This is a genomic window from Pseudophaeobacter sp. (assembly GCF_048267565.1).
GTDB lineage: Bacteria > Pseudomonadota > Alphaproteobacteria > Rhodobacterales > Rhodobacteraceae > Pseudophaeobacter > Pseudophaeobacter profundi.
The window spans coordinates 231343-245188 of record NZ_JBLWXG010000004.1; the positions used below are offsets into that span (position 1 = coordinate 231343).

The following is a 13846-nucleotide window of genomic DNA, read 5'->3' on the forward strand; positions in this document are numbered from 1 at the left end:
TGGCGCGACCTGCGCGCCTGTAGACGCCAGCCATGCGGTTTAGCTGCTGTATTCCAATCGGGCACCGGGGAACTGGGCGATCACGGCCGGGGCGGCGGGTTTGGGCAACAGGCAGAGCGCGGTCGACAGCCCATCCGCCAGGGCCGCCCGTGGGGCGCTGACCGACACCAGGCGGCTGGGCTGCGCGCCCTCGCCATTGCGCGGATCCAGAATATGGCTTGTGCCGTTGCCAACCAGTGTACCCGCCGCCGCCGAGGTGGCAAGGGCGCGATCCGACAGGCTGAGCCGGGCGCGCAGATCGCCGTCTGGCGATACAATACCGGCCTGCCATGGCCGTCCTTCTGGGCGCTGCCCCATGGCGGCAATCTCGCCCATGTCCAGCAGCAGGTTCTGCAGTCCTTCGGCCCGCAGCAAATCGGCAATTTTATCGGTGATATAGCCCTGGGCAATGCCATTGAGCGTCAGCGCCATGCCAGGACGCAGAAAACGGATTTCCTGGCTGTCATAGCGCAGATGTTGCCAACCCAGCGGAGCCGCAGCTGTTTCCTGACCAAGGGCGAGCGCCTGCCACAACGGCTGAATGCTGGGGTCAAAGGCGCCGTGGCTTGCCGTATTCAGGCTTGCCGACAAGCTGAGCACATCCAGCAGTTCTGGTGCGGGCGCGCGCAGATGGCCCTGCGCATTGAGCCGGACCAGCTGCGCGCCCGGCTGATACAAGCTGAAGATGGCTTCCAGTCGCAGCAATTCGGCCTCGACCTTGGCAAAAATCGGGGCTGCTGCGCTTTGGGGGAGGCCGGAAATCACCATATGGGCCGAAGCCCCCATTGCGCGGCCCTGCCAGCGCGCCTGATGCGCTGCGGCGGTAACCGGACCAGCGGCCAGGCAGGCGGCGGAAATGGCAAGAAACCGGCGGCGGGGCAGGCGGGAAGTCATGAGGGGGTCTCCAGTATCAGATCTAGATCGACGGGGGCCAGGACGGTCTCGGCGGGGATTTCATCAAGGGTCGCAAGGGAACCGCCGTACCGGGTGGCAAAGGCAGTGGCGTCGGCGCGTTGGGCAAAGGGCACGATCTCGGGTGCCCCCATGCCGCCGGCCACCGGGCTGTCTATCACAAAGATAGCGTCAGCGGCAGCGATCCAGTTGCCAGGGCCGGGACTGTCCCAGCTTTTGGCGACGCCCATATCGCTGACATAAACGGCGGTGATATCGGCCTCGCGCTCGGGCCCCTTGAGATAGGCCAGCAGATCGCGCACCTGGGCAAAGAACAGCGGGGCGGGATGCCCTTTTAGGTGAACCTGACCTTTGGGGCCACCATGTTCGGCGATGTTCATCTGGCAAAAATAGCTCAGCGCTGTTTCGGTCAAGGCGATGGGTTCTGGCGCTGCTTTGGCCTCTTCTTCCTGGCAGGCGGATAGCGCCAGGCAGGCCAGCACAAGACACATGCTGCGGGTCAGGCTGCTGGGCAGGGGGCGTGCAGAGATGTGTTGAAGTGGTTTCATGGTTCCAGCCTTTGGAATGCGGTGCGGGCCAGGGCAAAGCCCAGCACGGGCCAGAGCAGGAGCGAGAGCGGCGCGGCCCAGGCGGGCAGGCTGGCGGCGGCACCGGCCATGCCACTGGTCAGGGCGACGCTTTCAGAGGCGGCGATATTCCACAGACGGAAGGCATCGGCCGGGTTGGCCACCATGACCCAGGGAAACAGCTGTTGGGTAAAGATTCCGTCGCTGTCCATCACCACCGCACCCAGCAGGGCCAGATCGTAAAGCACCACAAAGATCAGCCAGAGCCCGGCTGACAGACCCGCCGCAGCAGTGGTGCTGCCCGACAGTGCCGACAGGCAATAGCCCAGCAGCAAAAAAACCGCGCCGAGCAGGATCGAGGTCAGGATCAGGCGCGCCAGGGCGATCAGGCTTTCGGCGCCTGCGCCGCCAAACCAGGCCGCGCAGGCACCAGCCGCGCCAAAACCGATGGTCATGGCGATGCTCAGCGCGGTCAGATGCGCCAGAAACTTGCCGGACAGGATCTCGGCACGCCCGGCGGGATAGCTGAGCAAGAGCGCCAGTGAGCCGCGATCCCGGTCGCCGGAAATGGCGTCGAACCCCATCATCAGCGCCAAGAGAGGTGCCAGATAGACCGAGAGCGTCGTCATCGAAGCAACCGAAACGGTGAGCATATCAACCCCCAGCGTCCCCGTCGGCGCAGAGCCGGCAAAGGACAGCGCCAGTGCAAAGGCCAGCATGATCAGCGTAGCCATGACAATCCATAGATTGCGCCGCAGGATCAGCATTTCGGCGCGGAAAATTGCGAGGATACGCATCAGCTTTGCTCCTCTTGGGTTGAATAGTAGCGATAGAGGTCTTCCAGCCGGGGGGGCTGCATGTCGATGTCCACGACCGTGTCGCCCATGCTGGCAATGCGGCGCAGCTCGGCCATCTTGTCTTGCGGCGTGCAGATGATCTCGACCGAGGCACCATTGATGCGCCGCCCGCCGGTTTCGCGCGCAACCTGATCGGCATCCGGCCCCGTTGTCTGTAGCCGCAGCCTTACCGGCAGACCGGCCCTGCGCGATAGGTTGTCCAGCGTGTCATCCGCCACCTTGGCGCCCTGGCGCAGGATGGCAATGCGATCGGTGCGCGCTTCGACTTCGGTCAGCGCATGCGAGGCAATCAGCACGGCGGTGCCTTTGGCGGCCAGCTCATCAATGATGGCGTAGAGATCCTGGCGGGAAATCGGGTCCAGCCCGCTGGTTGGTTCATCCAGCAGCGCCAGTTTCGGTCGCCCCAGCAGCACCTGCGCCAGGCCAAGCCTTTGGCGCATGCCCTTGGAGTATGTGTCGATGCGGCGCTGCATTGCATCGCCAAGACCAACCCGTTGCAACAGGGCGTTCACATCCCCACCTGCGCCCATCAGCCGGTCAAACATCGTCAGTTGTTCCTGGCCTGTCAGGGCGGGGTGAAAGCTGACCGCTTCGGGCAAAAAGGCGGTATCAGACCGCGCCGCCGCGCTGCCGGGGCGGGCACCGCAGATCTGGATGCTGCCGCCTTCGGCCTGGATCAGCCCCAGAACCGCCTTGATCAGGGTGGATTTCCCTGCGCCGTTATGGCCCAAAAGCGCCAGGCGCTCCCCTGCGTTTACGCAAAGGTCAATGCCGTGCAGCACCTGGGTCTTGCCGCGAAACTTGTCGAGCCCCTTGATTTCCAGAACCGGGGAGGCAGCTGTTTTAGTCATTTTCTTCAACCTTGTTGGCCACTGCGGGTTTCACCGGGCGCATCAGGGGGGCGCTGTCGATCACGCCACCGGGCAGCAGCGCCGGAAAGGTGGATTGCGACCAGCGCACCAGTTGCACCGCAGGCGAACCCATCAGCATTTTGGCGGCAGGCTGGGTCCAAAGTACATGGTCCATACTGTCATTGGGCCGGTAGGGGCTATCGGCAATGCCATCGCCATCGACGTCAAAACCTGCATTGTCGGACCAGTAGTTGCCGCGCCCTTCATGGGACCATTCGACCCATTTGGAGGCGACGTATTTGACCTGATGGCGATTGCCGACAAAGGCATTGCCGGCCATCTTGTTGCCTTCGCTGCCGGCAGTGAAATGGATGCCGATGGCGCAGCCCTGGAACCAGTTGTCAGAGAATTCGTTCTTGTGCGAATTGTACAGAAAGGTGCATTTGTTGCGGGCGTTCTTGACATAGTTGCCCCGGATAATGCCCTTGTTGGTGTAGTTCAGCATCACGCCGTGATCGCGGTCATTCAAAGAGATATTGTTGGTGACCTTGACGCGGGTGGAAAACATCACCGCATAGCCCAGATGGTTGCCGATAGAGACATTGCCCGAGACTTCGGAATTGTCGGCATACATGTAGTGCACCGCAAAACGCAGGTCGCGAAATAGGTTGCCGCGATAGATATTGCGCTTGGAGGAATTGACAAAAATGCCGTCGCGCCCCCAGCGAATATCGTTGTTTTCCACGATCGCTCCGGGGGCGTTCCAGACATAGATACCATTGCCGCGTCGGTTCATGTGGCGATCCTGGCGACCTTTGATCACATTGTTTTGCACCACGGCATCGCGCGCCCCGTGGATGTCGACCCCATAAAGGTTCCCCAGCAGGATATTGTTGCGGACCACCGGGGCCTTGGCGGTCTTGGTCAGCTGAATGCCGCTGTCGATTGTTTCATGGTCCGAACCGGACCCCTGCACCGTGATGCCCTGTATGATGACGCCGGGGCCGGTGACGGTGACGGTGCTGCCCTGCTGGCTGCCATCCAGTATGGCGTGACCCTGGCCATCCAGCGTGACAGGACGATCCAGGACCAGATTTTCATAATAGGTGCCAGGCGCCAGAAACAGGGTATCCCCGTCTGCCGCCTGCATGAGGGTATCCGCGATGGCCCCCGCCCGATGGGGGACCTGCCAGTCGGCGGCGCGCGCGGCGCCCCCGATCAGCAGGGTTATAAGCAGGAGCCAGCGCATCTTGCTTAGGCCCCCCGAGGTTCGACGAGCATCCGACCGCGCATTTCCATGTGCAGCGCGTGGCAGAACCACTGGCAATAGAACCAGTGTACGCCGGGACGTTCGGCAATAAAGGTGACCGAGGCTGTGGCCTGCGGGCCAACCTCCATTGCGACGCCAAAGTTGGCCATGCAGAAGCCGTGAGTCAGGTCGTCGATGTCATCCAGGTTGGTGACGTAGACGGTGACCTCATCGCCCTGCTTGACGCTAAAGCTCTCGAGGCTGAAGTTTGGCGCCTGGCTCGACATATAGACGCGGACCTTGTTGCCATCGCGGATGATCTCTTCCTGATAGTCGTCAAGATCCACACCGTCTGCCTCGGCCTGGGCGCGTGCATCCGCCCACATCGGGTCGTTCCGATCCCAGACATTCACCGGGTTCACCTTGGAGCGGTGCACGATGATGCTGTCGTGGGGTTCGGCAAAGGTTGGGCCATCGTGGACAATCTTCATCTTATCGCCAGAGATGTCGATCAGCTGCTCGTTCTCGGGCTTCAGCGGCCCGACGTTCAGGAAGCGGTCCTTCGAGAACTTGTTCATCGAGATCAGCCATTTGCCATCTGCCTCGGAGGTTTCCCCCATCGAGGTGGAGTTGTGACCCGGCTGGTAATGCACGTCGATCTTTTCAAGGATCGGGTCGGCATTTCCGCCAGCATAGGCCTCAATCGCCTTGGCAATGTCCCATTTCACCACCTGGCTGTCGAGAAACAGGGTGGTGTAGGCGCGGCCTTTGTTATCAAAGGCGGTGTGAAGTGGCCCAAGGCCCAGCTCTGGTTCGGCCACGATGGCAGAACGCGGATCGGCATCGTTGTTGAACAGATCGTCCAGTTTTTCGACATCAATCACCGAAACGGTGGGCGACAGTTTGCCGTTGACCATGATGTGGCGCTTGTCTGGGGCCGCGTTCACACCGTGGGGGGAGTTGGGGATGGGGATGTAGCGGGTGTATTTGTTGCCCGCACCCTTGCGGCCATCGACAACCTTGACGCCTTTCAATTCCTGATAATCGCCGGCTGCGATGCCTTTTTCGATTTCCTTCAGGTTAAAGACCACGACGTGGTCCATCTCGCTCTCGGTCATCTCGGCCAGGTTCATGCCCATTTCCGAGTTGTAGGAGGTCGAGAAGGCATATTTGCCCTGGTAGTCGCAATCGGTGTTGTCGAGGTTGCCCGAGACAATCACCTGCCAGGCCACTTCCATCTCGTCGCCGTCAATGGCGGTGAAGATGTTCACATATTCCGATGGTTCATCCAGCACTTTGCCGTCATTGACCAGCGGTGCCTCGTGTTCGCCATTGGCAAAGACATAACCCGTGCGGGGGAATTTCTGCGGCCGCAGGCCGTGGATGTCATGCGCGTTGGGGACTTCGATGATCTTGTCGCATTTCATGACATCGCAGCGTACCCGCGCCACGCGGGTATTGGCCTTGTCGTTCATGAACAGAAAACGGCCATCATAGGACCCGTCGGTGAAGGACATATGCGGGTGGTGCAAATCGCCGTTGTCGTAGGTTTTCTTGCCATTCGCCGCGAGGAATTCCTTGGTCTCGGGCAGCAGGCCTTCAGTCAGGATTTTCATCGATTCATTGGTCTGGCCCCAACCGGTGGCAGAACACCGGTTGAACACGGGAATCCGCATGAATTCGCGCATGGAGGGCACACCCATGATGCGCAGTTCGCCAGTTTGCCCCGAGGACCAGAAACCATAGTATTCGTCAAGCTCTCCGGGTGCCAGGCTGGCTTTGTTGCCGGCGGCCTGGGCAGGGCCTGCGCCCAGCATCGAGGAGCCAACGCCAGTGGCGGCGAGGGCGGCACCGGTAGCGGTTGCCCCCAGCAGGCCACGACGGGTTACCGATAGGTTTGTTCTCTCTTCTTCAGACATGATGTCCTCCTTCAGGAAACAGATACTTTTTCTGCGTTGGGGTGATTGGCCGGTGGGCGGCCAAGGGCGAGATCAGGACCGGGGGTGCCAGTCTTGGCGCGGCGTTTGATCTTTTTGATCACCACCGGGCATTTGGTTTCTGATTGGTAAAGCACCTGACAATGCAGGCAGTTGACGCATTCATTCGGGTTGATTTCACCCGTGGGGTGAATGGCCTGAACCGGGCATTCATTGGCGCAGGTCTGACAGGGGCTGCCACATTCCTTGTAGCGTTTCAGCCAATCGAACATGCGGATCCGGGCCGGGATCGCCAGCGCCCCACCCAGAGGGCAGAGGTAGCGGCAGTAGAAGCGTTCGACAAACAGGCCGGCCAAAAGCAGGATCAAGGCAAACAGGACAAAGGGCCAGTCGCGGACAAACTTCAGAATGATCGCGGTCTTGAACGGTTCAACCTCGGCATAGGTCTCTGCCATCGGCATAGAGACCATCGACAGGCCAAACAGTCCAAGGAAGATCATGTATTTCACTGGCCAGAGCCGCTCATGCAGGCCCCAGGGCAGGGTCCATTGCGGCACCTTCAGGGCGCGGGCCAGTTTGTTTGTCAGCTCTTGCAGGGCGCCAAAGGGGCAAAGCCAGCCACAATAGGCGCCCCGGCCCCAGAACAGGAGCGCGGCGGCGATGGCAAACCATTGGATAAAGACCAGCGGATCCATCAAGAAGGCATCCCAGGTGAAGCCGGACCGCAAGGAGCCGGCCAGCGCCATCAGGTTGACAACAGAGAGCTGCGCATTGGCGTACCACCCCAGAAACACCAGGGTAAAGCTGAGGTAGCCAATACGGAACCAGTAGAAAACGCGGGCGTTCATGGTGGACTGGAACTGGAAGAAAAACACCGCCGTCAGCACCAGAAGCATGGCCCCTAGAATGCCAATCTCGACCTGCTTGTCCCGCCAGATCCGCTGCCAAAGCGCCGATTTCGCGGCGGCCTCGTCGCTTTCGTTGTCAAGAGCAACAGGTGCGGTCGGGGCCAGTGGCTGCAGATAGGATTCTGGCAGTTTGTACCCCAGATCAAAGGTCAGAAAGCTCTTGTCGATGGCACCAACTGCCCGCTGCGCCAAGAGTTGCAAGCGGAAGGGCGCGGTCGGGTCAAATTCGGCATCGGCGGGGATCTTGAAGATGTCCAGCTCGCTGAAGCTGGGGCTGTCATTGGTGGCCAATGCGCCTAGGCGGCGATGCTGTTTGTCAAAAAAACGCACCGAATTATCGCCCTGGATCAGTTGGATACGGTCAAAGATGCCGCCCCTCACATAGCCGGAACCCTTAAAACTATAGACGCCGCGCCCGAGTACCAGAATGGCCTCTTCGCCCTCTTGCAGCCAGTCGGACAGGTTTTGATATTCGGCCTCACCCAGCAGGCTGCGACCGATGGACGGTACGGAAACCAGCGCCAGGTGCATGTCGATATAGGTGTCATCTGGGTTGCCCGGCTCTGGGCGCTTGATGGCACGGGCATCACCAGTTTCTTCAAAGGCGGCGTTGATCTGGCCAATGTCCAATGTCATCCGCCGGGTTGACCCGTCGCCCGCGAGGGTCTGCCAATCGTGGGTTTCGCTCTGGGTCATGTCGACGGCGCGCTTGGGGCCAGTGGCCAGATTGGGGGCCAGACCGCCCAGCCCCAGGGTTCGTGCGACCTTGATGCCACCGCGGACCAGACTGTCATCGATGATCATGATGGTGACCGTGGCACCGGAAATGATATCCAGATCATGCGCCTCGCCGCCTGTGGCAGCCTCGGCCTTCAGGTCCATTCCGGCGTAGCTCTCGGTGAGCGCAACCATTTTGGAATTGGGAATGCCGATCAGGACAATCGGTTCAGAGTGTTTGACCAGTTTGACCCCGGTCAGCACCGCGTCATGGTCAATCCCGGCGACCACATGGATCGGCTTGCCGGAATATCCGGTGGTGCCAACAAAATCAGAGGTCAGAAAGGCATAGCCGAGGGTCTCATCGCCCTGCAGGATCGGCGCGACGGGAACATCTGCGCGGATCGGGCCAAAGCTGTCGGCGCCGGGCATCAGCTCGGCTGGCGCAAGATCGCCAAGAAAGGAGGCAAGGCTATCGGCCCAGGCCAGGCTCGGGGCTGCGAGCGCCGCGAGAGAAATCATCAGGGCTGTAGCCCAGCCGGAAAGGGTGCGCATTAGCTTCACAGCGCCACCTCCTTATATTGAGTGTGCGCTATGAACGCGCCGCGCGCGCGTGTCATGTTCTGTTGCTGCTTGCGCGGCGGCCCCCGGCCATCATGCCAGAACTGAGCCGGGTTAGACGCCACCTCAAACGAGAGAGCCTGTCCGCTTGCCCCTGTCAGATAGGCCGCTCTGGTCTGGGTCGGCGCAGAGGCCTGGGAAGGGGTGATCTGCGCCAGACACATCAGGCAGGTGCCGCAGTCGGGGCAGTCCTTTTTCTGGGTGTTTCCTGTCTCTGCGATGGTGTCGATGCGGACTACGCCGACCTCGCTGCAGATTTCGATCCAGTTTTCCGCCGCCTCTGCCTGGCCAAGGCCCGGCAGCAACAGCTGCATGATCAGTATTGCGCCCAGGCCATACCCCAATACTTGGCGCAATACTGCGCCAAGTAGCTGAAGTCGTATATGAAAAGGAGGCAGGGCCATGTGTCGCCAGATTCGTTGCAGGATATGCGCGACCCTAGCGACAAGCCCAAGCCCGTTGTTTGCGCTAGATCAAAGAAAATATCGTAGATGTACTTTTTAGCGCCTGTCTGCGTCTCTATCTGCCGCGAAATCAGAGCCCGAGATCAGAGAGACCGGGATGATCATCCGGGCGGCGCCCAAGCGGCCAGTGAAACCTGCGTTCCTGCGCGGTGATGGGCAGATCATTGATGCTGGCAAAGCGGTTCTGCATCAGGCCGTTTGCAGAAAACTCCCAGTTTTCATTGCCATATGAGCGAAACCAATTGCCGCTGTCATCGTGCCATTCATAGGCATAGCGCACTGCAATGCGGTTTTCGGTGAAGGCCCAGAGCTCCTTGATCAGGCGGTATTCCAGCTCTCTGCTCCATTTCGCTGCGAGAAAGCGCTGCGCTTCGGCGCGCCCGCTGACAAAGCAGGCCCGGTTGCGCCAACGGGTGTCGGGCGTATAGGCAAGCGCCACCTTGGCGGCATCGCGGCTGTTCCAGCCATCTTCGGCCAGGCGGACCTTGAGGCGGGCGCTGTCTTGGGTAAAGGGCGGTAGGGGTGGGCGGCTGTCCATTGGTTGGGATCCTTCATGTTGCAGGCACCGGGGCACCGGGGTTTAGTATGGGGTTACTGGTCAGTTTGGGTTTGGGCAGTGGTGCGAAAGGGCAGGGCATCCTGCAGGCGCAGTCCTTCATCTAGGGTGAAACGCCAGCCGCCGACGGCATCATCAACCCCATGCAGTTCGGGGCTGTCTTGGGTCAGCAAGGCGGTTCGCCCAGTGAGTTGCAGCAATGCGCCGCTGTCAAAATCAGGAAAGACCAGCCCGGCCCTGGGGTTCAGAAGAAAGTTTCCCAAGGTGTTAAAGTAGTTGTTGCCACGATAGTCGGGGATGATCAGGCTATTGCCATTGATTGTGACAAAGCCGACAGGTCCGCCCCTATGAGAGACATCAACCCCCTGAATGACGGGGTTGTCCTGCGCCTTGATGGCGCTGGCGACAAAGAACACATCTGCCGCCGCGATCTGGTCACGGACCGCCCCGTCCAGCTGGGTAAACCGGGCAGAAACTCTGGCGGTGCGCCTGTCTGTTGTGGGGCGCGACGGGCTCAGCTGGCGGTGGCGGATGTATTTAGGGCAATTCCCAAAGCTCTGATCAACCCGCAGTCGCAACTGTTTGGCATTCAGCGATTTAATCCGCCCGTTCAGCCGATTGCGGCGGCGGCTGTGCATCTCGATCCCGAGCAGGCCAATCGCTGCACCGGGGTGCAGGGCCTGGCGCACCGGGTCGGCTGCGGCACCGTGCAAGGCAAGATCCAGGTGGTATGCATCAGGGGCGTGAACAAAGCCGGGCGGGCCGGGAAACAGGCTGGCCCAGGGGCGACCATCACTGTCAACCGCAGCCACTGCCACAAAGGGGAGCTGGGCAAAAAAGGCCCGGTGCTGGTCTGGCAGATATGGGCGTATCGCGCGGCGGCCAAACATCTCTATCCTGTCGCGGCTGCCATTTGCGCGTTGCAGCGCCTGCTCCCCCGCGTGAAAGGGGGAGTGGCCGGGATCTGGCTGCTCTGCGGTTTGGGGGGGAGTCTTGGGCATCTCGGGCCTCATTGGGTTGGGCAGGCTAGGGGGCGCAGGTTTCCAGCCCCGGCCAGCGAGGCGACCGGGACGTTTTGGATGCTGCGATTTCCACCTGGTGCCAGAAAGGCGGCGATCAGGCGGCAGACAGGCCGACTGGGGTGGCGGGCATCGGCTTGAACCCGGGCAGGCTTTCGATTTTGGCCAGGAAGCGGCGCACATTCGGGAAGGGTTGTAGCGAGATATCACCTTCGGGCGCATGGGCCAGATAGGAATAGAGCGCCACATCTGCGATGGTGACCGCGTCGCCAACCAAGGTATCACGTCCCTCCAGATGGGGGTCCAGCTTGGCCAACAGGCGCGTTGCGACGGATTTACAGAACTCTGGATCCAGCGGTGCGTTAAACACATTGATCAACCGCGCCGCCGCAGGGCCAAAGGCCAGCTCGCCTGCCGCCAGGCTGAGGAATTTTTGTACCTGTGCTTCTTTGACGGGATCACTGGGCAGATAGCTGGGGGCATATTTGCGGGCGAGATAGACCAAAATGGCATTGGAATCGCTGATCACCACTGCACCGTCTTCCAGCACCGGCACCTGGCCGGCGGGATTCAATGCCAGAAAGCTGTCGGCCTTTTGGGCGCCGTTGGCCAGGTCAACATGCACCACCTCATGCGGGATGCCTGCCAGGCTGGCGAAAAGCTCAACCCGGTGGCCGTGACCAGAGAGCGGAAAGCTGTGAATGCGGAGTGTTGTAGACATGATGTATTCCTATCTGAGGCCGCGCATGCGCGGTGACTATGGGGCGATGCGACTTAGGGCTTTTGGCCCCGCCGCGGTGATGGGGGAAAGATACATTCAGAACGAAGAGGTTATAATTGATGTATTTATGGACTATCTATGTACATAATGGGGGTAATTGATATCCTGACCAAAACGGATCCCAGGGGGCGTAGGGATGGATATATTGCAATGTATGCGGGCGTTTACCGCGGTGGCGGGTCAAAGCTCCTTTACCGGCGGCGCGCGTCAGATTGGCATCAGCACCAAACTGGCCAGCAAATATGTCGCCCGGCTGGAGGAACATCTGGGTGCCCAGTTGCTGCATCGCACGACTCGGTCGGTCACCTTGACCGATACGGGACAGGCCTATCTTGAACGCTGCCTGCCGCTGCTGGATCAGCTTGATGAACTGGAAGGCGTCATTCAGGAACGCCAGTCAGAGCTGGGCGGCCTCATTCGGTTGACGGCACCAACCGGCTTTGGCAGCCGCGAGCTGGTGCAGGCCTTGATGCCGTTTCAGCAGGCGCACCCCAAGGTGCAGATAGAAATGCAGCTGTCGGATCACCACGTGCCGATTGTCGAAGAGGGCATCGATCTGGCCATTCGCTTTGGGCAGATGCAGGATTCGACATTGGTGGCGCGCAGGCTCTGCGATATGCGCCGGGTGGTGGTGGCGGCGCCGGACTATCTGGCGCGTCACGGCACCCCGGCCACCCCGGCGGCGCTGGCCGATCACAATTGCCTGCTGCTGCAGCCTTCCGGCCAGCCGGATCACTGGCGGTTTCACGAAGGCGGGGCAACAACAGAGGTTGCCGTCGGCGGCAGTTTTCGCGCCAATTCCCCCCGCGCGGTGGGCTATATGGCGCTGGGCGGGCAGGGCATTGCGCGCTGCCCCTATTACACCGTTCAGCGCTTTGTCGAGGCAGGGCAACTGCAGCTGCTGTTGTGCGCGCATGAGGACGCGCCGCTGCCGCTCTATGTGGTTTATCCGCCAAGCCGCCACCTGACCGCACGCATTCGCGCCCTGATCGAACATCTCGCCCAGTGGTTCCGCACGGCTCCGCCTGTATCACTTGGGGATTAGCCGGGGCGGGCTTTGGCCGGGTCACGCTGAGGGGAGGGCATAAGGTAGAGCCGAAATCGGTCAGCTGGCTGCAAGATTGGCGGTGCAGACGGAAGCATTCCCGCGCGGTAGTCATTTATGGGTCAGTTGTGTGATGGAACAGAAGGGAAGTGGTGGCGTGGGGGAGACTTGAACTCCCGACCTATCGATTATGAGTCGATCGCTCTAACCAACTGAGCTACCGCGCCATCTTCTGTGAGGGGCGATTTACGGAATGGTGCGCTTGGGGTCAAGGCGCAATTGCAGAAGAAACCCGCTTTTGGCCGTTTTTTTTGCCGAGGCTGGAAAATGCCGTCTTTATTCAGTTTGTTACGATTCCTTGGCCAGGGCTTTCACGGTGGCCCGGATAAAGTCTTCGCAGGGCTGCGGTGCGGTGATCGGCAGCATGTGGCCCCGCTGCGGCAGGATCTGGCAGTCAAGGCCATAGGTCTCCATGACTTTGCCCTGTGTCAGCGGATCCAGAATGGCGTCCTCTGCCCCAAAGAGAATCGCGCCGGGAGTGCTGAGCTGCGCAGCGTAGCGCGCTGCCTGGGTTTCAATCGCCGGATAGAGGAACGAAGCATCCGCCGAGGCCGCAACAAAGCTCTCGGGGCGCAGGCCAAGGGCACCGCCAGCCTTGATCAGGAAGTCATCGGGGCAGGTTTCCGGGGAAAAGATCTGGTTCAGAACTGGGCCGGCAGTGCGCTGTGCGGTGGGGATGGCCACGGTCTGCGCCATCAGGCGTCGCATCATGTTATTGTGCACGATCAGGCCTTTGAAGGCCTCTGGCCCCTGTTCTGCCGGGTGGGTCAGCGGCGACAGCAGCGCCAGGCCGGCGATGCGTTCGGGCGCCGCGAGCGCCATGGCCAGCGCCACTGCACCGCCCAGCGAGTGGCCCACCAGAACGGGCTGCTTCACCTCGAGGCTCTGCAGGACCGCGAGCAGGGCCTTGGCCTGTTCGGGCAGCCGGGCCATGGCGTCACTGGCACGGGTTGAATAGCCACATCCCGGCCGGTCCAGCACGATCACCCGGTGATCCGCGGCCAGACGATCTGCCAGCGCATAGGTGAAATGTTGCAATTGACCGCTGAGGCCGTGGATCAGAACCAGCGGCTGCGCCTGGCGCGGCCCGATGTCGATATAGTGGATCCTGCCCTGCGGTGTGGCACAGAACTGGCCAATGGGCGGCACCAGGTCGCGCGCCTCGCGGGCCAACTTTCGGGTTTTCAGATGTGATGCGCCCAGCAGGGCGGCAGGGGCGGCAAGCGCCAGAATGGCAAGACTGCTAAGAGCGGACATGGGCATA

General features: G+C 60.9%; 13 protein-coding genes and 1 tRNA gene. 1 reads left to right on the forward strand and 13 read right to left on the reverse strand.

Features of this window, described 5'->3' with window-relative positions:
• Positions 1-39: 39 nt before the first annotated feature.
• From ACN0VH_RS11915 to ACN0VH_RS11965, 11 genes are all read right to left on the reverse strand, one after another.
• The gene (locus ACN0VH_RS11915) at positions 40-933 is read right to left on the reverse strand and encodes an FAD:protein FMN transferase (protein ID WP_417700696.1); all 894 of its coding nucleotides are present in this window, start codon (positions 931-933) and stop codon (positions 40-42) included.
• The gene (locus ACN0VH_RS11920) at positions 930-1499 is read right to left on the reverse strand and encodes a nitrous oxide reductase accessory protein NosL (RefSeq protein WP_278923674.1); all 570 of its coding nucleotides are present in this window, start codon (positions 1497-1499) and stop codon (positions 930-932) included. The genes ACN0VH_RS11915 and ACN0VH_RS11920 overlap by 4 nt, the downstream gene beginning before the upstream one ends.
• Positions 1496-2314, reverse strand: a complete 819-nt coding sequence (locus tag ACN0VH_RS11925; RefSeq protein WP_417700697.1) for an ABC transporter permease — start codon at positions 2312-2314, stop codon at positions 1496-1498. The genes ACN0VH_RS11920 and ACN0VH_RS11925 overlap by 4 nt, the downstream gene beginning before the upstream one ends.
• Positions 2314-3225 (reverse strand): ABC transporter ATP-binding protein, encoded by a 912-nt coding sequence (locus tag ACN0VH_RS11930; protein WP_417700698.1) that lies wholly within the window; start codon positions 3223-3225, stop codon positions 2314-2316. Before ACN0VH_RS11930 ends, ACN0VH_RS11925 begins: the two co-directional genes overlap by 1 nt.
• Entirely contained in the window at positions 3218-4474 is a 1257-nt protein-coding gene (locus tag ACN0VH_RS11935; RefSeq protein WP_417700699.1) for a nitrous oxide reductase family maturation protein NosD, read from the reverse strand. The genes ACN0VH_RS11930 and ACN0VH_RS11935 overlap by 8 nt, the downstream gene beginning before the upstream one ends.
• Before the next feature lie 5 nt (positions 4475-4479).
• The gene (gene nosZ, locus ACN0VH_RS11940; RefSeq protein WP_278923671.1) at positions 4480-6393 is read right to left on the reverse strand and encodes a TAT-dependent nitrous-oxide reductase; all 1914 of its coding nucleotides are present in this window, start codon (positions 6391-6393) and stop codon (positions 4480-4482) included.
• 11 nt (positions 6394-6404) lie between these two features.
• A complete protein-coding gene (locus ACN0VH_RS11945; protein WP_278923708.1) occupies positions 6405-8591 on the reverse strand; it encodes a NosR/NirI family protein in 2187 nt (728 codons plus the stop codon).
• A 5-nt stretch (positions 8592-8596) separates the two neighbouring features.
• Positions 8597-8971 carry a hypothetical protein gene (locus tag ACN0VH_RS11950; RefSeq protein ID WP_417700700.1) on the reverse strand — a complete coding sequence of 125 codons (375 nt, stop codon included), beginning with the start codon at positions 8969-8971 and terminating at the stop codon, positions 8597-8599.
• 220 nt (positions 8972-9191) lie between these two features.
• Positions 9192-9659 (reverse strand): nuclear transport factor 2 family protein, encoded by a 468-nt coding sequence (locus ACN0VH_RS11955; RefSeq protein WP_278923669.1) that lies wholly within the window; start codon positions 9657-9659, stop codon positions 9192-9194.
• Positions 9660-9712: 53 nt separating this feature from the next.
• Positions 9713-10678, reverse strand: a complete 966-nt coding sequence (locus ACN0VH_RS11960) for a pyridoxamine 5'-phosphate oxidase family protein (RefSeq protein ID WP_417700701.1) — start codon at positions 10676-10678, stop codon at positions 9713-9715.
• 115 nt (positions 10679-10793) lie between these two features.
• The gene (locus tag ACN0VH_RS11965) at positions 10794-11417 is read right to left on the reverse strand and encodes a glutathione S-transferase family protein (RefSeq protein WP_417700702.1); all 624 of its coding nucleotides are present in this window, start codon (positions 11415-11417) and stop codon (positions 10794-10796) included.
• Between the two features lie 196 nt (positions 11418-11613).
• On the opposite strand from ACN0VH_RS11965, the gene ACN0VH_RS11970 reads away from it, so the two are divergent.
• Positions 11614-12522 carry a LysR family transcriptional regulator gene (locus tag ACN0VH_RS11970; protein ID WP_278923666.1) on the forward strand — a complete coding sequence of 303 codons (909 nt, stop codon included), beginning with the start codon at positions 11614-11616 and terminating at the stop codon, positions 12520-12522.
• A 150-nt stretch (positions 12523-12672) separates the two neighbouring features.
• On the opposite strand, the gene ACN0VH_RS11975 is transcribed toward ACN0VH_RS11970, so the two are convergent.
• Positions 12673-12749 (reverse strand) — tRNA-Met (locus tag ACN0VH_RS11975).
• A 121-nt stretch (positions 12750-12870) separates the two neighbouring features.
• A complete protein-coding gene (locus ACN0VH_RS11980) occupies positions 12871-13839 on the reverse strand; it encodes an alpha/beta fold hydrolase (protein WP_417700703.1) in 969 nt (322 codons plus the stop codon).
• Positions 13840-13846 lie beyond the last annotated feature (7 nt).

What these genes read in the sequence shown, in the direction of transcription:
- ACN0VH_RS11920 (WP_278923674.1), bottom strand. Translation starts at nt 1,499, where the DNA reads ATGAAACCACTTCAACACATCTCTGCACGCCCCCTGCCCAGCAGCCTG.
- ACN0VH_RS11950 (WP_417700700.1), bottom strand. Translation starts at nt 8,971, where the DNA reads ATGCAGCTGTTGCTGCCGGGCCTTGGCCAGGCAGAGGCGGCGGAAAAC.
- nosZ (WP_278923671.1), bottom strand. Translation starts at nt 6,393, where the DNA reads ATGTCTGAAGAAGAGAGAACAAACCTATCGGTAACCCGTCGTGGCCTG.
- ACN0VH_RS11925 (WP_417700697.1), bottom strand. Translation starts at nt 2,314, where the DNA reads ATGCGTATCCTCGCAATTTTCCGCGCCGAAATGCTGATCCTGCGGCGC.
- ACN0VH_RS11955 (WP_278923669.1), bottom strand. Translation starts at nt 9,659, where the DNA reads ATGGACAGCCGCCCACCCCTACCGCCCTTTACCCAAGACAGCGCCCGC.
- ACN0VH_RS11970 (WP_278923666.1), top strand. Translation starts at nt 11,614, where the DNA reads ATGGATATATTGCAATGTATGCGGGCGTTTACCGCGGTGGCGGGTCAA.
- ACN0VH_RS11980 (WP_417700703.1), bottom strand. Translation starts at nt 13,839, where the DNA reads ATGTCCGCTCTTAGCAGTCTTGCCATTCTGGCGCTTGCCGCCCCTGCC.
- ACN0VH_RS11915 (WP_417700696.1), bottom strand. Translation starts at nt 933, where the DNA reads ATGACTTCCCGCCTGCCCCGCCGCCGGTTTCTTGCCATTTCCGCCGCC.
- ACN0VH_RS11930 (WP_417700698.1), bottom strand. Translation starts at nt 3,225, where the DNA reads ATGACTAAAACAGCTGCCTCCCCGGTTCTGGAAATCAAGGGGCTCGAC.
- ACN0VH_RS11960 (WP_417700701.1), bottom strand. Translation starts at nt 10,678, where the DNA reads ATGCCCAAGACTCCCCCCCAAACCGCAGAGCAGCCAGATCCCGGCCAC.
- ACN0VH_RS11935 (WP_417700699.1), bottom strand. Translation starts at nt 4,474, where the DNA reads ATGCGCTGGCTCCTGCTTATAACCCTGCTGATCGGGGGCGCCGCGCGC.
- ACN0VH_RS11965 (WP_417700702.1), bottom strand. Translation starts at nt 11,417, where the DNA reads ATGTCTACAACACTCCGCATTCACAGCTTTCCGCTCTCTGGTCACGGC.
- ACN0VH_RS11945 (WP_278923708.1), bottom strand. Translation starts at nt 8,591, where the DNA reads ATGCGCACCCTTTCCGGCTGGGCTACAGCCCTGATGATTTCTCTCGCG.